Raw genomic sequence first — 24,163 nt, forward strand, 5'->3', positions numbered from 1 at the left:
CCCGCTACAGGCTGGCCGCAACTTCTGCGAGTAGTTCATACGAGCGCAGCCGGGCTGCGTGGTCGTAGGCGGAGGCCGTCACGATCAGTTCGTCCGCACCTGTCTGCTTGATAATCGCCGGCAGCTTCTCCCGGATGGTGTCGGGGCTGCCTGCCAGTGAGTAGCTCAGCTTATCGCGCACGATAGCCTTCTCCTGCGGTGTCCACAGCGCATCCATCGAATCTACCGGAGGCGGGAGCTGACCCGTACGGCCGCGGATGATATTAAGGAATTGCTGCTCGTGAGACGTCGCGATTCTGCGGGCCTCTTCGTCCGTATCGGCTACGATGATGTTCACGCCGACCATCGCATACGGCTTCTCCAGCGCTTCGGACGGCTTGAAGCTGCTGCGGTACAGCTCCAGCGCCGCGAGCAGATAATCCGGGGCGAAATGGCTCGCGAAGGAGAATGGCAGCCCGAGCTGAGCAGCCAGCCTGGCGCTGAAGCCGCTGGAGCCCAGCAGCCAGATCGGGATATTCAGCCCTTCTCCGGGCACGGCCCGAACGCCTATCGGACGGGCATCGGAGTCGGGATCGAGACTCGGGTTAAAGTAAGCCCGCAGCTCGCTGAGCTGCTCAGGGAAGTCATGCCCGTCGCTGCCCAGGCCGCGGCGCAGCGCGCGGGCAGTCAGTTGATCCGAGCCGGGCGCCCGGCCGAGGCCCAGATCGATACGTCCCGGGTACATCGATTCGAGCGTGCCGAACTGCTCCGCGATGACCAGCGGGGCATGATTGGGCAGCATGATCCCGCCCGAGCCTACGCGGATGGTGCTGGTGCCTTGGGCGATATAGCCGATGACCAGCGAAGTCGCGGAGCTGGCTACCCCTGGCATATTGTGATGCTCGGCCAGCCAGTAGCGGTTATAGCCCCAGCGCTCTGCATGCTGGGCGAGGTCCAGTGACCGGCGGAAGGACTCCGCCGGTGTACTGCCCTGTACGACTGCAGCGAGATCCAGTATCGAAAGTGGAATGTTCATCAGACCGTTGCCCTCCTGTCTTGGGTAGCTATGTGGGTCTTGCAGATACCCGCTTACTGCGGGTTGGTCGTCCAGATGCCCGCTGTCTTGATAAATACCCTTGCCGGGAGCTTAAGTGCCGTAAGGATCAGCTCTGCGACATCCTCGGCTTGCATCATCCGGTCCTCATCGCCGATCGGCAGGCCAGCCTTGACCGCGAGCTCCGTATTGACCGTGCTCGGTGTCAGGGCCGTTACACGAATATTGGACTTCCGCACTTCTTGCATCAGTGCCTCCGTCATGCCCATGACGGCAAACTTCGAAGCGCAATATGCGGAACCCGTAGCAAAGCCCCTCTCACCGGCAGTGGAGGCTATATTGATGATGCTGCCGCTGTTCTGCTCCAGCATCGTAGGCAGAGCCGCACGGGTTACATAGTAAGTACCCATCAGATTCGTCTGGATGATGCCTTCCCATTGCTCCGGCTCCATCTCGGCCAGCTTGCCGAAGCCCGCGATACCGGCGTTATTGATCAGGATATCGAGCGATCCGAGCCCACTGATCAGCTGACTTACAGCCTGCTCGACTTCCGCGCGCTTCCCGATGTCCGCTACTGCGAGATGGACATTCACGCCGTACTCTCGGGTCAACTCAGCCTTCAGTGCCTCGAGATCGGAGAGACTCCGGGAGATCAGCCCCAGGTGTACGCCTTCCTTGGCGAGAGAGATGGCGGCTGCTTTGCCGATGCCTTTGCCAGCACCGGTGATGACTGCGGTTTTATGCTTGAGTTCCAAGGTTGTTCACTCCTGTAGAGGGAAGATAGAATCCCCATAAATGTTTCATTTCGGTGAAATTGGTATATGATATAAGTAGGCGGCTTACCAGCAGAGACCTGTGGAGCCTGCGTATATACATACCACTTTCAGGGAAAAAGGCATGACCTTATAACTGTCATAAATATAATAACAGTTATTCTCGTGAAATGCAAAATAAGGAGCTTCATGAAATAGACATGCCGGCGCGGAGCCGGACAAGACCCGCACAGCCAAGCGGCAGGCGGTCCACGGGAGCAGCAAAGCCGGACCCTCGCTTACCCGAGGAACGGCGGCATCGGGTCAGCTGGAGCGGAAAGATGAAAAAAAATCTGAGCATGACCCGGATTTTCGGATTAACGAGTCCGCTGGAAGGGTATACCAAACAGAAAGAGGTGATGAGAATGACAGAAGCGAATTATGAGAGTTTTTTCCAACAAGGGGATTGGGTCAGCGGTACATCCGTGTGGGATGAAAAATTTATCGGCTATGTCGATTCCGCACCAAAGCTGGAAGGTGGAGCTGTGCTGGTCCGCATTACGCAGTGCGACCGCAAGCGGCTGATCAATACCCTGGTGCAGACAAGGGAGCATAGGCTGAGCAGGCTGACGGATTTGAACCCGGTTTCGGAGGAGGAGTGGACCAGCCTGATCGAGCTGGCGCTCATCACGCATGACAAGGAATGGTTCGACGAGCTGACGTTCCGGAGGGCCGAGACGGCCCGGCTGGAGCTGGAGCCTCACGGCGGGCAGGGTAGGGACTCCCTTAAGCACCCTCCGGAGTCGGGCTGGGGCATGACGCCTCAGGAAGAGTAACACACAGTAAGGCTAGGTCTATCTTCTCAACCTTCAGAACGGAGAGCTCTTTGAAAACTGCATGCAGAGAGCTCTCTTTGGGCTTTGTTTCCAGCAGGTTCGGACCTCTCAGCCCAATTATTCCCTCTTCCAAGACTAGAAATTTGTAAGAACGCATACCTATTAGCATCAAGCTAATGGGGGTTGAAGTGATGAAGGCTGAAGTTTTTGTGTCCCGTTCATTGAATGAAATTCAATTCTGGTCCCGGATCATGAAGGAGCATTCTTTTTTTCTTCGATTGGGATTTCGCGCCGAGGATACGCAATTGATTCAGGAAGCGAATTATTTTTACAATCTATTTGAGAAGATTGAGCATAGATCCCATGGCTTTCAGGCCAATGAAGATCCCGCCGTCATCCAGAGATTTAATACGGAGGTACATACGGCCGCTTCTCATATCTGGGCTTTCAAGAGGAGGATATTGGGGCTCATCCTGACCTGTCAATTACCCGGCCAGACGAACTTTCCCTTATTGGTCGATCACACCAGCCGGGAGGCCAATTATTTCAGAAACCGATTGGCGGAGTTGAATCAGGGCAAGCTGGAGCCCTTAGCTGACGCCATTATTGATGAGAATGTGTTCTTCCTGCGGATCATGGCCGACCATGCCAAATTTATCGGACATCTGCTGGACCCTTCGGAACGTAAGCTGGTTGATCAGGCGCGCGAGTTCACCCATGACTTCGATCAGCTGCTGTTCCAAGCGCAGGATCTGGACTCCATGCGTCCCCAGTCTGAGACACAGCCCTTATTAACACAGTTCCTGGACCAGAACCGGATATCCGTCAAGGCATTGAAGGATTTCAAGCAGACAGCCAGAAATCTAATCGAGCAATGCAAGATCAAAAGTATCATTCATCCGCTATTGGCTGACCATGTATTTCGTGAAGCAGAGAGGTTCCTGGAGATTATTGATATGTTTGAGGGGGCCCTGACCCATCCGAACCAACCCTTCCACATCCAGCATTAATCCGGAGGCTGGCAGATGGAATCATTCGTACGGCGGCCATGACGCGGCAGAGAAGCCGCTTTGCCGGGCGTATACGAAGAAGAACCTGGCGATCAATCGCCGGGTTCTTCTGATGTTTGTCGTTCCTTCAACAGCGCTCCGAATACGTTGAAGGCGTTCATGACCTTCGGGATGCCGACATGCGGGATGCAGTGAATTAGAATTTCCGTTACTTCCCGTTCCGTCAAGCCGCAGGTGAGGGCGGCCGAGAAGTGGAATCGCAATTGGTTGGCCGTATCGCCCTGCGAGACGAGGGAGGCGATGGACAGCATCTCCTTGTCCCTGTAGGACAGCCCTTCGCGGGCGTAGATCTCGCCGAAGCCGAAGCCCAGCACGAATTGTGCCAGCTCCGGACTCTCCCGCTTTACCTTGTCTACCATGGCTTGTCCGAACGAACCCGCCATCAGGCGGAGCTGCTCTTGACCCTTGGCAATCTGATCCTCATTCATTGTCGATTCTCCTTATCCTCGGGCTAATGTGGGCGGAATCTCGTCGGGATCGACGCACGCTTCGATGACGATGGTTTCCTTCAGCAGCAGTGCTTCCTTCAACACGGCTTCGAACTGGAGCTGGTTGTCCGCGGAATAAACCCGGGCCCCCATCGACCGGGCGTACATGGCGGCATCCAGCGGTACCTCGTAGACGGTCCCGTCGGTACGTCCCGTGGCGTTCTGCATTCCCTTATTGACCATATCCAGCTTGCCGTTGTTCAGCACGATAAACAGCACATGCGCTCCGTTATTGACAGCGGTGGAAACCTCACTGCCATGCATGAACATGCAGCCGTCGCCCGTCAGGCAGACGATCCTGCGGTCAGGCGCCGCGAGCTGCGCTCCTACGGAGTATCCGATCGCATGCCCCATGGCGGCGAAGACGTCATCGAAGCGGAAGAAGCCCGCCTGTCCGATCTGCAAATGTCGGATCGCATGATAGCTATGGCTGCCGTCATCGCCGAAAACTACAGCATCCTGCGGCAGCAGATCCCCCAGCGACTGCATCACCTGCTCGGCCGTCAGCAGACCGACTGAAACTTTCGGCGTCGTGCTGGTGTCGCTCTCCGGGGCAGGCGCCTCAAGAGCTGCCGCAGCCAGGGAGTAAGCGGACTCTTGCGCCGGAATCAGCCTCTCCGCTTCGGCTAGCAGCGCCTCGAGATTCAGCCGGGCATCGCCTTGGACGAATAAGGTCGGGGAAGGGAAGGTTTTACCGATAAAGGTGCCGTCCACATCGAATTGAAGGATATGCTTGGGAACCATCCTGTCGTTCATGAAGGGGATGGACATATCGCTCAGCTTGGTACCGATCACGACCAGGACATCAATGCCCGATTCCAAGTAGTCCTTGGCCTCAGTAATGCCGCCCAGCCCAAGCGGACCGATATGCAGGGGATGTGTGGAACGGAATGCTCCCTTGCCCCCAGGAGTCGTAATGACAGGAATTCCCCACGTCTCGGCGAGTCGCTGGACGGCGTCGTAAGCCCGGGAGATATGGACGCCTTTCCCCAGAAACAGGAGCGGACGGCGTGCTGTGGCTAGCAGGTCCAACGCTTCCCGCAGCCGGGTTGACATCATCAGGGGCTTGTCCGAGGGAAGCTCGAGCTGGAACGATGGCGTGGCTTCCGTAAGCACATCCTGCGGAATGCTGAGATGGACAGGACCGCGCACTCCCTGAACGGCTTGCTCGACCGCATGCTGGAGATAGACCGGGAACTGATCCCCGCGCTCCACTCTGGCGCTGAATAAGGTGACCGGCTCGAACATCCGGACCAGGTCGGTCGCGAAGAAGGTAGAGTCTTGTCCTAGCGGCTTGCCGTTATCCTTCATGGAAGCATGCCCGGTAATAAAGAGCACGGGCAGATGATAAGCCTTGGCCTGTCCGGCGGCTGTCAGCATATTGGTGCCTCCGGGGCCTGAGGTGCCGATGGCGACCCCTAGTCCTTGACTGAGCAGGGCATATCCTGCAGCCGAATAGCCGGCTCCGCATTCATGGCGGCTCAGTACATATTGCACGCCTTGATTGCCTACCTCCAGCATCAGTGGAACAATCGCTTTACCCGGTATGCTGAATACATGCCGGACTCCCCACTCCCGAAAATGACGAACCAATGATTGCACTACAGTTTCCATAGTAGCGATGACCTCCCTGATTAAAAATAGCGGTGCAGGACAAGCTGATGACGATTTAGCAGCGGCCTGAAGCTCCGGGCATAAGTCCGGATATCGGAAGCGCCTGGCAAACCAAGTTTCTGAATATCACAGGGAATCCATAAGGCTTCCGCAGCGGAAGGCCCTCTCAACGCAATCTAGAGCGGGAGTGAGATGGTGAAGGTGGAGCCAAGCCCAATCTGGGACTGGAAGGTCAACTTGCCCAGATGATTCTCGATAATCCGGTAGCACGTGGAGAGGCCAAGGCCAAGACCGGAGTCCTTGGTTGAGAAGAACGGAGTCATGATGTCTCTCATTTGATCCTCCGTCATCCCCATGCCTGCATCGGCTACATGGATGTGAATATACTTATTCTCATAATCCAGCCGGCTGCTGACCCGCACGATCCCCCCGTATGGCATGGCCTCGATCGCATTCTGAATCAGATTGATCAGCACCTGCTTGATCTGAATCGGATCGATGCGGATGACGGTGCCTTGTCCGGGGAGCCTGCTCACGATCTCGCAGCGCTTCAGAATAGCCTGGCTCTCCATGAAGCGGATTGTTTCCCGGATCAGTTCCTCGATCAGGCATTCCTTTCGGTCCGGGGACGCGGGCTTGGACATCAGGACAAAATCCGAGACCAAGGTTTTCATCGTCTCCAGCTCCGAATAAATCATCTGCAGGTAGCTGGATTGGGCATCCTCCGGCTGCCTTTCCTTCATCAGCTGGATGAAGCCCATGACCGAGGTGAGCGGATTGCGGATCTCGTGGGCCAAGCCTGCTCCTAGCTTGCCGATCGCCGAGTATTTCTCAGACACGATAATCTGCTTCTCCAGCTCGCGGCGTTCCGTGATGTCCCTGAACTGGGCATAAGCGCCGAGGAGCATGCCGTTCTGCAGAATCGGCATTGCATCGAACAGGCAGATCGTCCGGTGCTCCAGACTATTCGTGAAGGTCAGCTCGACATTATCGAAGCTCTTCTTGTTCTTCAGCACCTCATAGATCAGATTGCCGAACTGCTCGAAGGCGAATACCGGCTTATGAAGGACTTGCTGCCGCTTCCGGTTCGTAATCTTCTCGGCAAACTGGTTGAAATCGACGATGTTGCCCTTGGCGTCGGTGATCAGCACTCCGTTAGGGACGGCATTCAGAATATGCTCGTTGATCAGGGTCTGGTGACGGGCGTGCTGTCGCAGGAGCAGCTCCCGCTCCATGGAATCGACCATATTGGCCAGCAGCGGCAGCGTCAGGGAGTTATGCAGGTCTGCCGTCGTCATGAACCCGATGCTGCCCGACAAGGGGCTGGGCTCCTTTAAATGAAAGGGGACGCAGTAGCATGCCGTCTGCTGAAGTGCCTCATGATAATGGTCCGGGCCGACGACTTGAATGAGACAGTTGGCGGTCAAGGCCAGATGAACGACATTCGTACCCATCTCCCGTTCATTCAGCTGGATGCCCTCGACGATCCCGAGCTGCTTCAAGATTTCCTTGATGGATTGGTCGCCAAACAGCGTGATAATGTAGCCCTGGGGGTCCGAAACGAGGATCATCACCGGTGTCCCGGAGAGCAGGTCCATCACCTTGGCGCCCAGATTTTCTACGACCGATAAAACTTCGCTGTATTTGATCTGCTGGTCTTCCAATTCTGCTTTTGAGAGTCTGGTTAGGGGGTCGGGGAAGTGATGGGGCTGCAATCCATAGCGGACACAGCGTTCTTTGGATTCTTGGATGAGTAACGCGGTACGATGGGGAGATCCGCCGAAGGTATGATGACGCTCAGACAACATAGGGGCTGCTCCTTTGAAAAGGATAGGAAAACTCCTCCGATAGACATGCTAAGATTTATATTTCCATTATATAGTATAATAGGATGGTTTGGGTATATATTATATAAAATTCTATTTGAAAATAACAGAGACTTTATCCTCATCACAAATAGCCCCATTCCACATGTAGGAAAGGGGCGCCGGGCAGGGTCTGGGAAACGATTAAGAGCTTCAAACGTTCTTTAGCTGCTCGAGCATGTGGAGGTACTGCTGCCGGGTAGATTCCTGCGGCTCCAGGCCCAGTTCATGGTACAACTGCTCGGTCATTTTATGGTAATGCCTGACTAGCGAGACACGGTCCTTGCGCAGGAAATAAATCCGCAGCTGTGTTTCGTGAATTTTTTCATCCCAACCGACCTTGCTCTGCGCCTTGTGGATATAGGCTTCTGCAGACGTATAGTCGCCTGATGCCATGAGGTAGTCCAGAAGACGTCCGGACATACGGGTGAACAGCTCCCGGTAATATTCTCTAGCCGGCAGGCACCAACTGTAATCAAGACCCTTATATAGATCCCCCTCATACATGGAAAGGATGTGGAGATAGGTTGGCAGATTGCGTTCGATCAGTGGCTCGTCCGCCTGTGCGAATTGTTCGAATTGCTCCAGGTCGCATGCCAGCGGCTGCCGGATCTCCATGTAGTAGCAGCCGTTTTTGAATGTGATAGGGGCGTCGATCATAAGCTCACGGAGCGTCTTGCGTATTTTGTACAGGGTGGTATGCAGATGGGAATGGGCTTGCTCGGCCGGGGAGTTGGGCCATATGGCGTCCATAAGCTCCCACTTGGGAATGGATTTGTTTTTGTTCAAGTACAGGTAGGCCATTAATTCCTCGGTTTTGGCTGTCCGCCATTTGGCAGGCACGCCTGGGGAGTTTTGTCCGATTACCTTGAACCCGCCCAGTGAGCAGATGCGCGGGAAGTCTACAGGCGATGGAGCGCTTAGGGGTGGTGTCTGCTGCGAAGCGGCAATTCCGGTTAATCCTCTACGCTTGAACAGACGGTTGATCGTACGGCCAAGATGTTCGGGAGTGTAGGGCTTCAGGATGTAATCGATGGCATTAAGCCTGAAGGCTTCCAGCGCATATTGGTCGTAAGCGGTAACATAAACGAGCTCGATATCCTCATCCAGCTCGTTTATTCGTTCTCCAAGCTCCAATCCGTTGATTATGGGCATATTGACATCCAGAAATACGACATCCGGTTTTAATTGGGGCAAGCAGGCAAGTGCCTCGGCAGGATTGCTGAAGGCGCCTGCGATTTCAAGTCGGCCGTCCTTAACAAGCATGAGCTTCATGATGTCTATAGAAGGTTGCTCGTCGTCAATGACAAGTGCTTTCATGGTTTAGCTACCTCTTTCTGCGGTATAGATGGGAAGCGGGCCAATCGTATCCTTGCTGTACGATAGACCGTTACTGCATATAGAAGGGGAAGAAGCGGGAAGCGCGCCGCGCCGAGCGATGGTCAACGTCTTGCTGTGCGGAGGAAAAGCCGATTAATCCTAGTGTAACAGACTTTTTTGAAGGGGGCGATACTGGATTTTATGTGTGGAGGAGGTAGATAGTACCAGAATCCGACATGGACCTCTCTGGGACTCTCGGATGCCTTAGAGGCTTAAGACCCGCCCCCAAGAAACGACAGATGGCTACCGCCTTGAAGCCAAGTGTTTTTTTCTTCTTGACAATAAGACGGGGCATGAATTATCTTTGTTTCAAGATATTCATTCGGTTACATAAAGACACTGTGGCAGGAAGGATAAAAATCTTAATATTAAGATGATGATGGGGGAGATTCATAATGACGACAAATACTTTCGCAGAACTGGTCAAATCGCGCAGATCGGCCAATAAATTTATACCCGGTGTGAACATCACGGAACAAGAGCTGGATGAGATCTTCCAGCTGGTCAAGTTTTCTCCGTCGGCGTTTAATTTGCAGCACACCCATTTCATTGCGGTCAAGGACCCGGAAGTGAAGGCCAAGGTGCATGAGGCTGCCTACAAGCAATATAAAGTAAGCAGCGCCTCTGCTGTCATTGTGGTGCTCGGCAATACCGAGGCGTACCAGGATGCGCCGAAGATTAATGAAGGACTGCTCCATCTGGGCGTTATCAACCGTCAGGAGTATGACCAGACCGTGCAGTCCGTGCAGAGCTTCTATACGGACAGGGGTGAGGTCTTCATGCGCGAGGAAGCGATCCGCAATGCCAGCCTGTCTGCGATGCTGCTGATGCTGATAGCCAAGGATAAGGGCTGGGATACCTGCCCGATGATCGGCTTCGACCCCGAGGCGATGCGGGAAGCGCTGCATATTCCGGCTGGCTATGTGCCTGCGATGCTGATAGCCCTGGGCAAGGAGGATACGTCCAGCCAGCGCCCGCGCGGCTACCGCAAGCCGGTCGGAGAATTCGTCAGCTATAACGGCTTCTAAGCAGGGGGCTATTAACGCTGCTCTAGCCGTATTCAAGCTGCCGGGCGAGCGGTTCACTATGCCAGATCAAATAGCTTCTCGCGGAAGACCGTGCAGGCTAGGGTAGGGGTATGATCCTGGTTCTGAATGATCCGGAACTCCCGTTCCATGCGCCGGCCCTGTACGATGATTTGCCGGATTTCCCCGGATTCGATTTCTTTGCGCACAATCCACCGTGACAGAATCGCCAGCCCGAGTCCGGCTGCGACGGCTTCCTTGATCCCCTGGCTGCTGTTGAATACATAGGACCGCCGCACAGAGAGCTCCAGCTCGCGGATAAACCGGTCGCTGTAATCCCGCGTGCCCGAGCCGTTCTCCCGCATCACCCACACCTGGTCCTGAAGCAGCTCGGGCTTGACCGATGGATGGACGGCGAGTGGATGCCCGGAGGGAGCGACGAGCAGCATCTCGTCCTTGCTATAGGCAGTGACCAGGAGATCGGGAAATTCCGCTTGGCCTTCGATAAGCCCGAGATCGAGCTGGTTGTTCCTTATGGCGTGAACGATCTCTTCGGTATTGCCGATCGTGACCTGAATGTCGACATCCGGGTACGACTTGGCGAAGGCGGCCAGCATCCGCGGCAGCATATATTCGCCGATGGTGAAGCTCGCCCCGAGATGGAGCGAGCCGCTGACGGTGTGCTGCAGGCGTTGGACATCCTGGCGGGCCTGCTCGTACAGGTCGAGAATTTGCTTGGCGCGCCGGTACAGAATCTCGCCGGCTTCCGTTAGCCGGACCTGCTTGGGCGAGCGGTGCATCAGCTTGGTGCCCCATTCGTTCTCCAGATTGCGGATATGCTGGGAGACACCGGGCTGGGACAGGTTCAGCAGCTCGGCTGCGCGGGAGAAGTGGCTTTGTTCGGCAACGGCGACGAATACCCGGAGTGTTTCAACGATCATGAAAATGCCCTCCTTTTCTTTCTCTTCTGATTGTATCATAAGTTTTTGTAATGATTGAGATAGCAGATCGGTATTTCCCATTCTCTTCTCCTCCTCTTATAGTGGAATCAACAGCAAGGTCGGCTGGCAAGACGGGCCGGTGCAGAAGGGGAGAGATGGCGCATGGGACGGACACAGCTTCTCGGAGACTATACGGGCAGCCGCAGACGAGTGATACAGTGGGGGATCATGCAAGGAATCGGCTTGACGCTGCTGCTGGCGGCGCTTGCCTGGGGTGCATCCGGCTTGCCGCACCTGGGTATCGTCGGGCCGTTGGTGCTGGCGATCATCCTCGGCATGGCCTGGCGGGCTACGGTTGGGGTCGGGGATGGGATGACCGCAGGAATCGCCTTCTCCAGCCAAAAGCTGCTGCGGCTCGGCATCATCCTGCTCGGCATGCGGCTGGACTGGCGCGATCTGGTGCATGCCGGTCCTCAGGTAGCGGCCATGGCGGTCATTCATGTGATGTTCACCTTAACCGTTGTTGCCCTACTGGCCCGACGCTTTGGGGTTGGGGACAGACTCGGGCTGCTGACCGCCTGCGGGACGGCGATCTGCGGGGCTGCGGCTGTCGCCGCTATCGCGCCGCAAGCGAAAGCAACTCCGGAGGAGACGGCGATCGCCGCCGCCATCGCCGCGATATGGGGCACGGTATTCACCGTAGCCTATACGCTGCTCTACCCCGTGCTTGGCCTGACGGCCGGGGCCTACGGCATCTTCTCGGGCGCTACGCTGCACGAGGTGGCGCATGCGATCGCGGCCTCGGCTGTAGCCGGACAGGAGGCTGTCGATCTGGCGGTTGTCGCCAAGCTGTCGCGGGTCGCTCTGCTCGTGCCGGTGGCGCTATTGGTCGGGCTGCGCGCCCGGAGGGCCGTATGCAGCGAAGCCGGAGCGAACAGCGGTGCTCAAGTCCAAGCGGAACGAAGCCCGATTCCGGTTCCCTGGTTTATCCTCAGCTTTCTGGCGATGAGCGGCCTGCATACATGGGGGATCATCCCTGCCGCTGCCGCAGGGTATATGGTCACAGCCTCCTACCTGCTCATGGCGATGGCCATGGCGGGGCTTGGCTTGAATGTCAGGCTGTCGGCTTTCCGCAGGCAGGGCATGAAGCCCTTGGCTGCGTCCCTGCTAGGGTCCGTTCTGCTCGCCCTGCTCGGTTACGTACTGATTTACGGCTTCGGCCTGTCGAATCTATAAGGACTCAGCCGCTCGCTCCGTAGGGTGCCGAGCTGCAGCATGACACACTAACACACACCTGCCTACTAGCGCAGACAGAGGCCCTGCTTCCCGGAGAAGCGGGGCCTCTGTCCGGTTGGACTTCCCTGAGCCGAGCCTCCCTCAGGCTGTCTAATACCTGGTGATTGCCTGGGTCTGGAGTGGAGGCGAGACTAGACAGAAAAGGCCGGGCTGTTTATGATGTGGGTAATGTTTGCTTGCAGGGGTAAGGAGTGAGTACAGATATGACCCTGATCAAGACCGATCCGATTCAGCAGGCCCGAGATACGGCCCCGGAGGGTTCGTTCTGGCTGGGCGTGAAGGATTGCGTCCCTACGCTGCTCGGTTACTTGAGCATCGGCTTCGCCGCAGGCGTGGTGGGGAAGACCAGCGGCCTGTCCGGCCTGGAGGTGGTACTGATGTCGACCTTCTTGTACGCAGGCTCGGCCCAGTTCGTCTTCGCGGGGATGTTCGCAGCGGGAGCGGGCCCTCTATCGATCATGCTGACGGTTCTGTTTGTCAATATGCGGCACTTGCTGCTGAGCGCCGCCATCTCCCCGTATTTCCGCAATCAGCCTGCCTGGAAAAACGTGCTTATCGGCTCACAGCTTACGGATGAGACGTTTGGCGTAGCGATCCAGCGTCTGCGGACCGGGATCAGCGGGGGGGCGGACCGGTGGATGTTCGGACTGAACGTGACTGCCCAGATCAATTGGATCATCGCGACGTGGGTCGGCGCTTACCTCGGCGCCTGGATTCCCGACCCGGATGCCGTCGGACTGCCCTATGCGCTGCCAGCCATGTTCGCAGGTCTGCTGGTCATGCAGATTGCGGCTCAGCATCGCAAGCTGCCGGAGCTGTTGACGGCAGTCGGGGCCGTGATCTTCCTGATCGTGGCGATGCAGCTGATGCCGGTTAACATAGCGGTGATTGCAGCGATCCTCGTCGCACCCTTAATAGGAATGGGGGTGGAACGATGGCGGTAAGCAGCGAATTTCTATGGGCGCTCCTGGGCGCCTCGCTGGTCACTCTGCTGCCCCGGGTGCTTCCGCTCGCGGTGCTGAGCCAGGTATCGTTGCCGGAATGGCTGCTCCGGTACCTGCATTATGTGCCTGTCGCCGTCATGAGCGCCTTGCTGGCACAGGAAGTGCTGACGGTGGAAGGAGCATGGGTGAACCCGCTCAGCAATATCAAGCTGGCCGCGCTGATCCCGACGCTGGCGGTAGCGATCCTCACCCGTCGTCTGCTGGCGACGGTGATCACCGGCATGGCGTCGATGGCCTTGCTGGGGTGGATCTTGTAAGTCGCCGGCATGCAGGCTAGCTTTGCTTGGAACTCGAGACACGGAAGACGGCTTCCGTGTCTTTTGCTGTTTCTATTAGGATTGACAAATGATTCCTTTTCATTTATTGTTAATTCAACAAAAATCTAATTAGACTTTTATTAAATTTATATTTTATTTAATTTATGTGAGGGAGGTTTTTACCGGATGCAGTTGGACAAAGTCGTGAACTATCATAAGGCGCTTGCAGATCCGACTCGAATCAAGCTGCTGATTCTGCTGGCAGATGGAGAGCTGAATGGTCAGGTACTAGCGGAGAAGCTGGGGGTTACCCCGGCTACCATCACCCATCATGCCGCCAAGCTGCGGGAGGCCAGTCTGATCAACGAGCGGAGAGAGAAAAATACGATTTATTTCTCCCTCAACGACTATTTCATCAAAAATAATGCGAATGCTGCGGTAAACCTCATCTACCGGGCAGTAGTCGAAGGAGGAACGGAAGCCGTGGACGATAGCCATCACCGGGTCAGACAGGCCGTGATCAAAAATTTCTTTACAGCCGAGGGGAAATTAAAGAGTATTCCCGCCCAGCTTAAGAAGAAGCTGATCGTACTGGAGCATCTGGTCGCGAAGCTGGAGAAGGGCCGGACGTACAGCGAGAAGGAGATCAATGCATTTATCCGTGGCTATCACGAGGACTTTGCGACGATCCGCCGGGAGTTTATTATGCATCACTTCATGTTCAGAGAGGATGAGCAGTACGAATTGAACCCGCAAGAAATGTGGACGAAGTGGGACACGCTTTCGTGACGACTGTCGGGATTCTCGGTGCAATCGATGACGAGGACCTCCGGCAGGCCTGTGGCTTCTCACTAGCCGTATCCGGGAGTTAATCCTGGAATTCAGCCCGGATGTGATCTACGGCAAGGTGCTGCCTGGTAGCTGGAAACGATACCAGGAGGACCGCACGCATCGGGGATATTGGGGGGAGCCGCCCAGTGAATATAGGGAGCTGATCTTCCCTTTATGTGAGCAGGAACAGGTTGAATTTGTTCCGATAGACTGGGTTGAACTTGATGTTTGGCTGGATTTTGACCCCTTCCGGGGGGATGACGATAACGAACGGGAAGCCTTGAAAGCTGAGCTTGAGCGGTGGTTATACCCGTTCATAATATCCAGAAGATTGGGTGTGGGAACGCATAAGTTTATCAAAGCAGCAATCAGGCAAGCGGATACCGCGCATAGAGTCCGAAGAATGAGGGCTGCTTGTCCATGGGCTGGTGATTTTTTCCTCAGCAGCTTCGATGAGGGAAAGGAATCGCTATTTTTTTGTCGAATGTTCTGAAAGGGCATACAAATAGGGTTCAATATTTTAGAGCTTGATTATTTCGAACCAGATGTTTGGGGCTGAAACTAGTTATGGAGGAGGAGTCAAAGGGGGAAGGCAGCGGGAAGTTTAATCTCAGGCGAGAGGGCGTATTCATTTGCAAAACATCAGCTCAGAGGCAGCAAGTTCCCAATTCAACACAGGCTATACGCAGGAATTAAAACGAACTTTAACGATGAAAGACCTGGTCATCTTCGGATTGATCACGATGCTTCCGATTGCCCCGACCCAGGTGTATGCGGCTGCGGCGATCAACAGCTTCGGTATGGCAGCACTCGTGTACCTCGTTGGCATCGTGGCGATGATCTTTACTGCGATCAGCTACCGCAAAATGAGCGAGGAATTCCCCGTTGCGGGCTCTTCCTATTCCTTCGTGCAGCGGGGGATGAACCCGCATATCGGTTTTTTGGCCGGGTGGACGATTGTGATGGATTATCTTGTCGTACCGGGCTTACTCATCTCGTTCTCGAATTTATGGCTGGGGGCCATCTTGCCCGATATGCCGAGGCTGATTATTATCGTTGTCTTTGCTGCGATTATTACCGTGATTAACGTGAGAGGCATTACGTTAACGAAGTGGGCCAATAATGTCTTCTTGATCTGCCAATTGGCTTTGATTGCAGCGTTTCTGATTTGCGCTGTCAAATTCGTCTTTATTGACGGGCATGGAATCGGCGGATTTTCGCTGGACCCCTTCTTCCAGTCGGGTAAAGTAGATCTTCAATTAATTGCTACGGCGGCTTCGATCGCGGTTCTCGGCTTCATTGGGTTCGACTCCATCAGCACCTTGTCGGAGGAGACGGTAAATCCGAGGAAGACAGTGGGACGTTCCGTCGTATTGAGCTTACTGTTGATCGGGCTGCTTTTTATGGGGCAAGCCTATATGGCTTCGCTGGCACATCCGGATTTTTCGACACTGGACCCGGATATGGGCTATTTTGACATTATCCGCGAGGTAGGCGGGGATCTGCTGTATTACTCCTTTATCGGTGTGGGCATTCTTGCTGTCGGCATTGCTAACGCTCTGGCGGTGCAATCGGCAATCTCCAGAATCATCTTCACGATGAGCCGGGATAAGATGCTGCCGTTCTCCGGGTTTCTCGCGAAGGTGCATCCGACGTATCAAACCCCTGCGAATGCTACCCTATTTATCGGTATCGTATCCGTCCTGATCGCCATATTCGTCAGCCTGGACAATCTGGTCATGCTCGTCAACTTTGGCGCTATGACGACGTATATGCTGTTGAACTTGTCGGTGGTCACTCACTTCTTCTTCAAGAAGAAGCTGCGCGGGCTGAAGCATACGCTCAGCTATCTGCTGTCTCCGCTGATCGGCTTTGGTGTCATTGCATTCATCTGGAGCGGCTTCGATGCGAAAACATATATCGTAGGCTTTACGTGGCTTGCGGTCGGAGCCATTCTTGGCTTTGTGAAGTCCAAGGGCTATAAGGAAGTTCCACCCGCCTTGCATAACCTATAATCACCTTACCTACAGGAGGAACAGATCATGAGATTGAAGGATAAAGTGGCGATTGTCACAGGAGCTGCACGGGGGATTGGATACCAGATCGCCAAGCGTTACGCAGAGGAAGGCGCTAAGGTCGTGTTGGCCGATCTGGCCGAGAACGGGCCGGAAGCAGCCGAATCGCTGAAGACGCTGGGGCATGATGTGGAGTTTTTCCATACGGATGTAGCGGCGAATGAATCGGTGGTGGCTTTGGTGGCCTTCACCTTGGAGAAATACGGCCGGGTGGATATTCTGGCGAATAATGCAGCGATCAATATTCCCGGATCGATTATGGAGCTTTCGGAAGAAATCTGGGACAAGACCTATGCAGTCAATGTGAAATCGCAATTTTTGCTTTCGAGGGCTGTCGTTCCGATCATGGAGCAACATGGCGGCGGTTCCATCGTCAATATGGGCTCCGCTAACAGCTATATTGCCGAGCCCAGGCTGGCTGCGTATGTATCCTCGAAGGGAGCCATCCTTATGCTGACCAAAGCGATGGCGCTGGATTTTGCCAAACTCAATATCCGGGTGAATTGCATTTGTCCGGGGTGGGTGGACACGACCTTCAATGACGCGCATTGCGACTTGTTCGGCGGCCGTGATGAAATCCTCAAGATGATCGATGACATTCACCCGATCGGCAGAACGATCCAGCCGGTGGAAATTGCTAACGTAGCTGTTTTCTTAGCTTCGGACGAATCCAGCGCGATCACAGGCACGGGAATTCTCGTGGATGGCGGTCTGACAGCCAAATAAGACTTGCAATTAATTCATCGCCTTGTCCTTGTTTATTTAAGGGGCAAGGCGATGATTTATATTTATCGTGGAATGGGTTCTAACGATTCAATTTCTGTCGACAGCATGTTCATGGGGATTTCAGCTAATGAAATTTGTCACTACTAACCATGAAATTTGGTTACGTTACCATTTCGAAAATAAATTAATAAGAGATGGATTGACACTATAACGGGCTTTTGTTATGCTTTCTCTAAAAATAGAAGCGCTATCATGAAGTTATTTGGTAACGTTACCACATGTGGAGGGGAAATCGTGCAAAAATCTGTGCTGTCTGTCGACTTAGGCGGAACCAAAATCTTGATCGGGGAGGTCTCGCTGGACGGCGAGGTGCTGGGGACCCGCGTCTACCCGTCCACAGTCATCTCGCAGCCGCAGGCGTTCGAGGCGATTACCGCCGGGCTTCGGGATTACATCGACCATGTCGGACTGCAGGGTGAGCCACAGGCGGTTGGTATCGGTGTAGTAGGCCGGGTCGATACCGAGAGCGGCGTCTGGCTGGAGATCGATCCGGGGCGCAGTCAGGCGATCGATGTCGCGGGACGCATCCGGGAGCTGTTCGGGCTTCCTTGTGCCATAGGGAATGACGTGTACTGCGCGACGATGGCGGAGCAGAAGTGGGGCTGCGGCCGTTACTCCGATAATTTCATCTATATGAACATCGGAACGGGAATTGCGGCCGGTTGTGTCGTGGACAGTGAGCCGATCATCGGCAAGCATTTCAATGCCGGGGAGGTCGGTCATCATGTGGCCGATTATGACAGTGATATCCAGTGCGTCTGCGGCCGCAAGGGCTGCGTCGAGCTGCTGGCCTCAGGTCTCGGGCTGCACAACCGGATCGTAGCGCTGAAGCCTGCCTACCCGGATTCCAAGGTCGTCATTCCTGAAGAGGGGCGCGTCGACGTGGCGGACCTATTCGCCCTGTACGACGAGGGGGATCAGCTCTGCGTAGTCGTTCTGGATACCGCACTGCAGGCTGTAGCCGAGACGATTATGAATATGGTCCGCTTCTCAGATCCGGATACGATCGTGCTGGGCGGCGGCGTCGTGAGCGGCCATTGGTTTATCGACAAGCTGCAGACCCGGCTGGAGCCGAAGACGATGCGATTCGTGCTGAACGGGGTGAAGAAGACGGACCTGCAAGAGGGTCTGATCGGATTGAAAGGAGCTGCACTGCTCGGGATGGACCTGACGTGCAAGCATCAAATCTAGAGGGGGAACGAGCCCATGGCATCGGGTATTCAGCGTGAACTTCAATTATCGAATATGATTCACAAGCCTTTGAAGGTGGATGAGAGCGCTTCGCTGGAAGCGGACAGCTTGAGGAAGCAGGTGCTGCACCGCAGAGCGATCCTCGACACGGCTACCGAGGCTCAGGTGTGGACGCACAAGGGGCTAGGCTCCTCCCGGGCGGTAGAGGCGGGCGTGCTGGAGCTGACCTCGCCCTCCATAATGGACCGCTGGCCGGATGGTTCCCCGAGCGACGGCGATTACAGCACCTACGGCCCTGTGGCCGTGCTGCGGGCCTTCGATCATGAGAACTGGGAGGACTTCAACCGGATCTCGTTCGAGATCTACCCGGACTGCCCGGGGATGGCCAATCCGCACATCAAGGTTGCGATCCGCAACGACGGAACCATCAAGATCCCGGACGTCTACAACCGTGAGGGCTTCAACGTCATCAATCTGAAGAACCGGCAGTGGAACCACTGTACGATGGAAATTCCCGACTTGCCAAGGGACGGCATCACTGAGCTGAAATTCATGTACGACATGTACGGCAAGGACCGGGCAACCGGAGAGACGCTGACCTTCCATATCCGCGAGGTCTATATCGAGAAGGTCGAGTATCCGAATATCTCCAAGGGCTGGCAGCCGAGAAGCCGCGATGTGATCTTCTCCCACAACGGCTATCACCCGGAGCATCCGAAGACGATGATTCTGGCGGAGAGCACGGCCGCTTCCTTTACGGTGATCGAGCTGGAGACGGGGGCCGAGAAATTTACGGGCGCCGTGCAGCCGGCCAAGACGACGATCGGGAGCTTCTCCGTCGTGGATTTTACCGAGTTCCGCGAGCCGGGCACCTACATCGTCCGAATCGGGGAGCTGCAATCCAAGCCTTTCGAAATAGGAGGCTCGGCCGACCGCTGGGAAGACTCCATCTGGAAATCGCTCAACTTTATCTACTGCGAGCGCTGCGGCTGTCCGGTGCACGGCATTCACGGCAGCTGTCATGCGGATATTCTCGCCCGGCACAAGGACGGGATGATCATCTTCAACGGCGGCTGGCATGATGCCGGGGATGTGTCCCAGCAGCTCGTGCAGACCGCAGAGGTTGCATGCGCGTTGTACGAGATGGCGCATCAGGTGAAGGCGCATAATCTGCCGCTCTATCTGCGTCTCGTCGAGGAAGGCGAGTGGGGCGTGGACTTTATTCTGAAGACACGGTTCGGCGACGGCTACCGGGCGACGAGCGCAGGCATCCGCATCTGGTCGGACGGCATCATCGGCAATATGGACGATATGAAGGCCCGTGTGCACAACAACCCGTATGAGAACTTCATCCTCTCCGCGATTGAAGCGCAGATCTCCATGTATATGGAAGAAGGCGATCTGCTGAAGGATAAGCTTACCGCCTGCGCCGTGGAGGACTTCCGGTATGCGGTAGAGCAATTCGAGCTGCAGGGCTTCGCACCGAAGCCGATCTTCTGGGAGCATACGTACATGACCTCGGAGAGTTTGTTCATGGCGACTGCGTCATGGGCGGCCTCGCTGCTGCACCGGATGACCGGCGACGAGGCTTATGCGCAGAAGGCTGAGCATTACCTGGACTATGTGCTCGAATCACAGGAGCAGGAAGGGATTCGGACGGATGACGGGCAGACCGTCGCGGGGTTCTTTTACCGTAATCCGGAGCGGAAGGTCATCCAGCACTTCAACCATCAGGCGAGAGAGCATCTGTATCTGACGGCGCTGAGCGAGATTCTCGCTACCCAGCCGGACCATCCGAAGGCGGCAAGCTGGCTGGAGGCGGTCCGCAGCTACGGGTCTTACGTGAAGTTCCTGACGGCCTTCACGGCGCCGTATCCGATGCTGTCGAGCGGCCTCTACCATGTGGATGAGCCGCAGGATGACGAGAGCTTCCAGCATCAGCATCTGCTTGTCGGCGAGGAAGCCAAGGGGCGTTACGCGGAGCAGCTGAAGCAGGGTCACCGTCTGAACGACGACTATACGCTCAAGCGGTTCCCGGTCTGGTTTTCCTTCAAAGGAAACACGGCGATCGTCCTCTCTACAGGGAAGGCGGCTTCCTTGGCGGGCCTGATCTTGGGCGATCAGGAGCTGCTCGCGATCGCTGAGAGTCAGCTGCACTGGGTAGTAGGCAAAAATCCGTTCAATCAATCTCTGATGTACGGCGAAGGTTATAACTTCGCACAGCAATATACCGTACTGAGCGGCGAGATGGTCGGGGAACTCCCGGTCGGCGTTCAGACCTTCGAGAACGAGGATATCCCTTATTGGCCGCATATGAACAGCGCGACTTATAAGGAAGTATGGGTAGGCTTGGCCGGTAAATGGTTATCCCTGCTGGCTGATCTGTACGAGCAGGAAAAGCGGGATCGTCTCTTGGCTCACAAGACGGGGGCCAACGGTTCATCATAAACAATTAAAGGGGAGTTGTTCTTATGAAACAAGCGAACTTGAAAACCATGCTCATGATGACCTCGGCTGCCGGATTGCTGACCTTATCGGCCTGCGGAGGAGCGCCTGCTCCTGCTACGAGCCCTGGAAACGCTGACAAGGGGGCGCCCAAAGACAAGCAGGAGCCGGTAACTCTGACCATCCAGTACAACTGGTCCAGCCCCAATGTCGACAACAAGCTGTACAAGGACCGGATTCAGAAGTTCAAGGAACAGAATCCGAACATCAAGATCGAGGAGCAGGACGTGCCGTCCGGCCAATACATCACCAAACTCCGTACACAGGCGGCGGGCAAGAGCTTGCCTGATATGTTCGTGCTGTTCCCGGGCGTTGAGATGGACCCGTTCATCGCCGCCGATGTGCTGCTGCCGATCGATGAGATTATGCCGACCTGGAAGGGGCTTCTGTCCGATCAGGCGGTTGCCGGGTACAAAGTGAACGGCAAGCAGTACGCGGTTCCTGCCAAGCGGACATTTGTCGACATCATCTACTATCATAAGGATATGCTGGCCAAGGTTGGCTACAAGGAATTCCCTAAAACCTATGCGGACTTCCTGACGATGATGCAGAAGCTGAAGGACTCTGGCGTCACGCCGATGGCGATGGGCAATAAAAACAAATGGCCGATGGAATCGACCTTCATGTCCGCTGTCGAAGACCGTCTGACCGGCAGCGACTTCCTGCTCAAGGTCATCAAGGGCGAAGCCAAGTTTACCGATCCTCAGTATGTGAAGTCGCTGGAGGTCATTGCCGACTTCGCCAAGATCGGGGCCTTCAATGCGGACATCAACACGATGGACGAGGTGCAGCAGCAGGATTATTTCCTGCAGAAGAAAGCGGCTATGACGATGACCAGCTCCACGATCGACGCCAAGTTCCGGGTCAACAATTCGGATAAAGCGGCCGCCGACAATATCGGCATCGCGCTGTTCCCGGCCGTCGAGGGCGGCAAGGGCGATCCGACTGCCAGCGCAGGCGCGATTCAGTACGGTATCGGCTTGAACAAGGAGCTGAGCGGGGCCAAGAAGGAGGCTGCCTTCAAGTTCCTGAAGTTCTTCTACGCGCCTGAACTGTATCAGGATCTGCTCAAGCTGGGGATTATTGTGCCGGCGACTGTCGAAATTCCGGCCGACGTGAACCCGTACCTGAAGGAAATGATGCAATTGACCAAGAATGGCTCTGCGCTGGTATTCGACGGCACGATGCATTCCACGGTGAAGGATGCGCTGATGAACGGCATCCAGGCGATCACGGCCAAGGTCAGAACTCCGGAATTGGTTGCCAAGGATATGCAGGATGCGGTCGATAAGCTGCGGAAATAAGCGTTCACTACCATCATTACCCATCATTACCGCGAGAAGAGGTTGCCTATGCTTGTAACGAGAAGGACAGGATGGATCGTATTCCTTGGCATGCTCCCGGCACTTGTCATTTATATAGGCATTGCGCTCATCCCTATCGGTATGTCGTTATTTTATTCATTTTTCAATTGGGACGGCTTGTCCCCGATGCGTTATGTCGGTCTGGATAACTTTATCACGATTTTGAAGGACATGGTGTTCTGGACCGGGGTGAAGAACAATCTGTTCATGCTGCTCACCGGCGTGTTCGGTCAGCTGCCGCTGGGGCTGTTGTTCGCGCTGCTGCTGAACCGCTCACTGCGTGGGCTCAAGCTCTACCGCTCTATGCTGTTTGTCCCTGTCGTCATCTCGACAGCCATCGTCTCCCTGACATGGGGCATGGTATACCGCCATGAAGCCGGCCTCTTGAACAGCATCCTGCTGATGCTGGGGCTGGATAGCTGGATCCAGGATTGGCTGGGCAGCCCGACGTTCGGCATGCCATCGATCAGTCTGACATATATCTGGCAGAACTACGGCTTCTACATGGTGATCTTCCTGGCTGCGCTGCAGAATATACCGGAGGAAATCAAGGAAGCGGCAGTGATGGACGGAGCGACAGGCTGGAAGCAGTTCTGGCATCTGACGCTTCCGATGCTGAAGGAAACGATCTGGGTTACAGTCGTCTTTGCGATCAGCAACAGCTTCCGCGTCTTCGACCTGATCTTCGTGATGACGGCCGGAGGCCCGGCACACAACACGGACGTGATGACAATTTACATGTACAACAGCGCATTCCAGAATATGAGCTTCGGCTACGGAAGCGCCGTGTCCATCCTGATTCTTCTGTTCAGTCTGATTGTGATTTATGCCGCGAACTTGATTACACGACGCAGCAGCTAGGCGGCTGGAGGAGGACGTATGCGAACACCCCGTTTAAAGGTAACAGCGCTTCATCTTATTTTATTAGTTACCGGTCTGGTCAATATTGTGCCGCTACTGTGGATGGTGATGAACTCATTCAAGTCGGAAGAGGATTTCTCGATGAACCCGCTCGGGTTGCCGAAGGTTTGGAACTGGAGCAACTACACCCAGGCGTGGGAGGTTGCCAAGCTGGGCACCTACTTCTGGAACAGTATCCTGGTCACCGCGATTTCGATCGTCACGACCGTATTGCTGGGCGCGCTGACCTCGTACTTTATCGCCCGATTCAGCTTCAAGCTGTCCGGATGGGTATATGGCCTGTTCGTGATCGGGCTGACGATTCCGATTCATGCGACGCTGGTACCCATCTTCATGATTATGAATAAGCTCCAGCTGCTGGATACGCATCTCTCGCTGATATTGCCGTACACGGCCTTTCATCTATCCATCACGATCTTTATTCTGGCCGGATTTATGAAGTCGTTCCCCAAGGATATTGAGGAGTCTGCGATTATCGACGGCTGCGGCATTTACCGGATTTTCTGGTCCATCATTCTGCCGATGACCCGCCCGGCGCTGGCTACGGTCATCATCATCAACTTTATTTACAATTGGAATGAATTCCTGTTCGCGTTGGTATTAATCAGTAAGTCGGCTCTGAAGACGATACCGCTGGGGCTTGCGAATTTTGCCGGGACCGAGACGAAGTTCCAGACGCTGCAGATGGCGGCGCTCACGATGGCTTTGCTGCCAGTGCTGGCATTCTATGCGCTGCTCGAGAAGCAGCTGGTGCAGGGCATGACGGCGGGTGCGGTGAAGGGCTGACAAGCTTAACGCCTCAGCTAGGAAGAACTGATGCGCTGACGGCTGAAGCTGAGCAAGGGGATACGATGACAGCCGACGCTGAAAGGGTGATTCTGAATCATTCTGAGGCATGTGGCAGCTTGATTTGGCAACGTTACCAATAA

22 protein-coding genes are annotated in these 24,163 nt (G+C 55.2%); 15 read left to right on the forward strand and 7 right to left on the reverse strand.

All coding sequences use genetic code 11. The annotated features are described in order from the left end of the window. Positions 1-4 precede the first annotated feature (4 nt). Both WMW72_RS08970 and WMW72_RS08975 read right to left on the reverse strand, forming a co-directional pair. A complete protein-coding gene (locus WMW72_RS08970) occupies positions 5-1,015 on the reverse strand; it encodes an LLM class flavin-dependent oxidoreductase (protein WP_341415090.1) in 1,011 nt (336 codons plus the stop codon). Between the two features lie 53 nt (positions 1,016-1,068). After that, positions 1,069-1,788, reverse strand: a complete 720-nt coding sequence (locus tag WMW72_RS08975) for a 3-ketoacyl-ACP reductase (protein WP_341415091.1) — start codon at positions 1,786-1,788, stop codon at positions 1,069-1,071. A 338-nt stretch (positions 1,789-2,126) separates the two neighbouring features. Here WMW72_RS08975 and WMW72_RS08980 point away from each other — a divergent pair, with 338 nt between their 5' ends. Next, positions 2,127-2,621 (forward strand): hypothetical protein, encoded by a 495-nt coding sequence (locus WMW72_RS08980; RefSeq protein WP_341415092.1) that lies wholly within the window; start codon positions 2,127-2,129, stop codon positions 2,619-2,621. A gap of 191 nt (positions 2,622-2,812) precedes the next feature. Further along, complete coding sequence (locus WMW72_RS08985) at positions 2,813-3,631, forward strand: DUF2935 domain-containing protein (RefSeq protein ID WP_341415093.1); 819 nt, start codon at positions 2,813-2,815, stop codon at positions 3,629-3,631. Positions 3,632-3,723: 92 nt separating this feature from the next. On the opposite strand, the gene WMW72_RS08990 is transcribed toward WMW72_RS08985, so the two are convergent. The 4 genes from WMW72_RS08990 to WMW72_RS09005 all read right to left on the reverse strand — a co-directional run bounded on the left by WMW72_RS08990 (position 3,724) and on the right by WMW72_RS09005 (position 8,978). Next, on the reverse strand, positions 3,724-4,119 hold the full coding sequence (locus WMW72_RS08990) for a carboxymuconolactone decarboxylase family protein (RefSeq protein WP_341415094.1): 396 nt from the start codon (positions 4,117-4,119) through the stop codon (positions 3,724-3,726). 12 nt (positions 4,120-4,131) lie between these two features. After that, entirely contained in the window at positions 4,132-5,793 is a 1,662-nt protein-coding gene (locus WMW72_RS08995; protein WP_341415095.1) for a thiamine pyrophosphate-binding protein, read from the reverse strand. A gap of 176 nt (positions 5,794-5,969) precedes the next feature. Next, positions 5,970-7,601, reverse strand: coding sequence for an ATP-binding protein (locus tag WMW72_RS09000; RefSeq protein WP_341415096.1), 1,632 nt, complete (start codon positions 7,599-7,601; stop codon positions 5,970-5,972). A 210-nt stretch (positions 7,602-7,811) separates the two neighbouring features. After that, the gene (locus WMW72_RS09005) at positions 7,812-8,978 is read right to left on the reverse strand and encodes a response regulator (RefSeq protein ID WP_341415097.1); all 1,167 of its coding nucleotides are present in this window, start codon (positions 8,976-8,978) and stop codon (positions 7,812-7,814) included. 455 nt (positions 8,979-9,433) lie between these two features. Here WMW72_RS09005 and WMW72_RS09010 point away from each other — a divergent pair, with 455 nt between their 5' ends. Then, positions 9,434-10,066: a nitroreductase family protein gene (locus tag WMW72_RS09010; protein ID WP_341415098.1), complete on the forward strand. Its 633-nt coding sequence runs from the start codon at positions 9,434-9,436 to the stop codon at positions 10,064-10,066. Between the two features lie 56 nt (positions 10,067-10,122). Here the strand turns inward: WMW72_RS09010 and WMW72_RS09015 are convergent, their stop codons facing one another. Continuing rightward, positions 10,123-11,004 (reverse strand): LysR family transcriptional regulator, encoded by an 882-nt coding sequence (locus WMW72_RS09015; protein ID WP_341415099.1) that lies wholly within the window; start codon positions 11,002-11,004, stop codon positions 10,123-10,125. 162 nt (positions 11,005-11,166) lie between these two features. Here WMW72_RS09015 and WMW72_RS09020 point away from each other — a divergent pair, with 162 nt between their 5' ends. The 12 genes from WMW72_RS09020 (at position 11,167) to WMW72_RS09075 (ending at position 24,020) form a co-directional block, all read left to right on the forward strand. Further along, on the forward strand, positions 11,167-12,240 hold the full coding sequence (locus WMW72_RS09020; RefSeq protein WP_341415100.1) for a YeiH family protein: 1,074 nt from the start codon (positions 11,167-11,169) through the stop codon (positions 12,238-12,240). A gap of 263 nt (positions 12,241-12,503) precedes the next feature. Then, entirely contained in the window at positions 12,504-13,244 is a 741-nt protein-coding gene (locus WMW72_RS09025; RefSeq protein ID WP_341415101.1) for an AzlC family ABC transporter permease, read from the forward strand. Further along, positions 13,235-13,561 (forward strand): AzlD domain-containing protein, encoded by a 327-nt coding sequence (locus WMW72_RS09030; protein WP_341415102.1) that lies wholly within the window; start codon positions 13,235-13,237, stop codon positions 13,559-13,561. The genes WMW72_RS09025 and WMW72_RS09030 overlap by 10 nt, the downstream gene beginning before the upstream one ends. A gap of 186 nt (positions 13,562-13,747) precedes the next feature. Next, complete coding sequence (locus WMW72_RS09035; protein WP_341415103.1) at positions 13,748-14,350, forward strand: DUF2087 domain-containing protein; 603 nt, start codon at positions 13,748-13,750, stop codon at positions 14,348-14,350. 103 nt (positions 14,351-14,453) lie between these two features. After that, positions 14,454-14,885, forward strand: coding sequence for a hypothetical protein (locus WMW72_RS09040; protein WP_341415104.1), 432 nt, complete (start codon positions 14,454-14,456; stop codon positions 14,883-14,885). Positions 14,886-15,024: 139 nt separating this feature from the next. Beyond that, a complete protein-coding gene (locus WMW72_RS09045) occupies positions 15,025-16,407 on the forward strand; it encodes an APC family permease (RefSeq protein WP_341415105.1) in 1,383 nt (460 codons plus the stop codon). A gap of 27 nt (positions 16,408-16,434) precedes the next feature. Then, positions 16,435-17,193 (forward strand): SDR family NAD(P)-dependent oxidoreductase, encoded by a 759-nt coding sequence (locus WMW72_RS09050; protein ID WP_341415106.1) that lies wholly within the window; start codon positions 16,435-16,437, stop codon positions 17,191-17,193. A 294-nt stretch (positions 17,194-17,487) separates the two neighbouring features. Then, positions 17,488-18,444 carry an ROK family protein gene (locus WMW72_RS09055; RefSeq protein ID WP_341415107.1) on the forward strand — a complete coding sequence of 319 codons (957 nt, stop codon included), beginning with the start codon at positions 17,488-17,490 and terminating at the stop codon, positions 18,442-18,444. Between the two features lie 15 nt (positions 18,445-18,459). Beyond that, complete coding sequence (locus WMW72_RS09060) at positions 18,460-20,892, forward strand: glycoside hydrolase family 9 protein (protein WP_341415108.1); 2,433 nt, start codon at positions 18,460-18,462, stop codon at positions 20,890-20,892. Between the two features lie 23 nt (positions 20,893-20,915). Further along, positions 20,916-22,253 (forward strand): ABC transporter substrate-binding protein, encoded by a 1,338-nt coding sequence (locus WMW72_RS09065; protein WP_341415109.1) that lies wholly within the window; start codon positions 20,916-20,918, stop codon positions 22,251-22,253. Positions 22,254-22,301: 48 nt separating this feature from the next. Beyond that, positions 22,302-23,174, forward strand: coding sequence for a carbohydrate ABC transporter permease (locus WMW72_RS09070; RefSeq protein WP_341415110.1), 873 nt, complete (start codon positions 22,302-22,304; stop codon positions 23,172-23,174). 18 nt (positions 23,175-23,192) lie between these two features. After that, entirely contained in the window at positions 23,193-24,020 is an 828-nt protein-coding gene (locus WMW72_RS09075) for a carbohydrate ABC transporter permease (protein WP_341415111.1), read from the forward strand. Positions 24,021-24,163: the final 143 nt, after the last annotated feature.

The sequence above is a fragment of the Paenibacillus filicis genome (genome assembly GCF_038070315.1).
Taxonomy (GTDB): domain Bacteria; phylum Bacillota; class Bacilli; order Paenibacillales; family NBRC-103111; genus Paenibacillus_G; species Paenibacillus_G filicis.

Excerpts from the sequence above, each read along its gene's own strand:
- WMW72_RS09015 (WP_341415099.1), bottom strand. The coding sequence starts at position 11,004 with ATGATCGTTGAAACACTCCGGGTATTCGTCGCCGTTGCCGAACAAAGC.
- WMW72_RS09070 (WP_341415110.1), top strand. The coding sequence starts at position 22,302 with ATGCTTGTAACGAGAAGGACAGGATGGATCGTATTCCTTGGCATGCTC.
- WMW72_RS08990 (WP_341415094.1), bottom strand. The coding sequence starts at position 4,119 with ATGAATGAGGATCAGATTGCCAAGGGTCAAGAGCAGCTCCGCCTGATG.
- WMW72_RS09060 (WP_341415108.1), top strand. The coding sequence starts at position 18,460 with ATGGCATCGGGTATTCAGCGTGAACTTCAATTATCGAATATGATTCAC.
- WMW72_RS09050 (WP_341415106.1), top strand. The coding sequence starts at position 16,435 with ATGAGATTGAAGGATAAAGTGGCGATTGTCACAGGAGCTGCACGGGGG.
- WMW72_RS09065 (WP_341415109.1), top strand. The coding sequence starts at position 20,916 with ATGAAACAAGCGAACTTGAAAACCATGCTCATGATGACCTCGGCTGCC.
- WMW72_RS09035 (WP_341415103.1), top strand. The coding sequence starts at position 13,748 with ATGCAGTTGGACAAAGTCGTGAACTATCATAAGGCGCTTGCAGATCCG.
- WMW72_RS08970 (WP_341415090.1), bottom strand. The coding sequence starts at position 1,015 with ATGAACATTCCACTTTCGATACTGGATCTCGCTGCAGTCGTACAGGGC.
- WMW72_RS09010 (WP_341415098.1), top strand. The coding sequence starts at position 9,434 with ATGACGACAAATACTTTCGCAGAACTGGTCAAATCGCGCAGATCGGCC.
- WMW72_RS09005 (WP_341415097.1), bottom strand. The coding sequence starts at position 8,978 with ATGAAAGCACTTGTCATTGACGACGAGCAACCTTCTATAGACATCATG.
- WMW72_RS08980 (WP_341415092.1), top strand. The coding sequence starts at position 2,127 with ATGAAAAAAAATCTGAGCATGACCCGGATTTTCGGATTAACGAGTCCG.
- WMW72_RS09000 (WP_341415096.1), bottom strand. The coding sequence starts at position 7,601 with ATGTTGTCTGAGCGTCATCATACCTTCGGCGGATCTCCCCATCGTACC.
- WMW72_RS09075 (WP_341415111.1), top strand. The coding sequence starts at position 23,193 with ATGCGAACACCCCGTTTAAAGGTAACAGCGCTTCATCTTATTTTATTA.
- WMW72_RS08985 (WP_341415093.1), top strand. The coding sequence starts at position 2,813 with ATGAAGGCTGAAGTTTTTGTGTCCCGTTCATTGAATGAAATTCAATTC.
- WMW72_RS08995 (WP_341415095.1), bottom strand. The coding sequence starts at position 5,793 with ATGGAAACTGTAGTGCAATCATTGGTTCGTCATTTTCGGGAGTGGGGA.
- WMW72_RS09020 (WP_341415100.1), top strand. The coding sequence starts at position 11,167 with ATGGGACGGACACAGCTTCTCGGAGACTATACGGGCAGCCGCAGACGA.
- WMW72_RS09030 (WP_341415102.1), top strand. The coding sequence starts at position 13,235 with ATGGCGGTAAGCAGCGAATTTCTATGGGCGCTCCTGGGCGCCTCGCTG.
- WMW72_RS09025 (WP_341415101.1), top strand. The coding sequence starts at position 12,504 with ATGACCCTGATCAAGACCGATCCGATTCAGCAGGCCCGAGATACGGCC.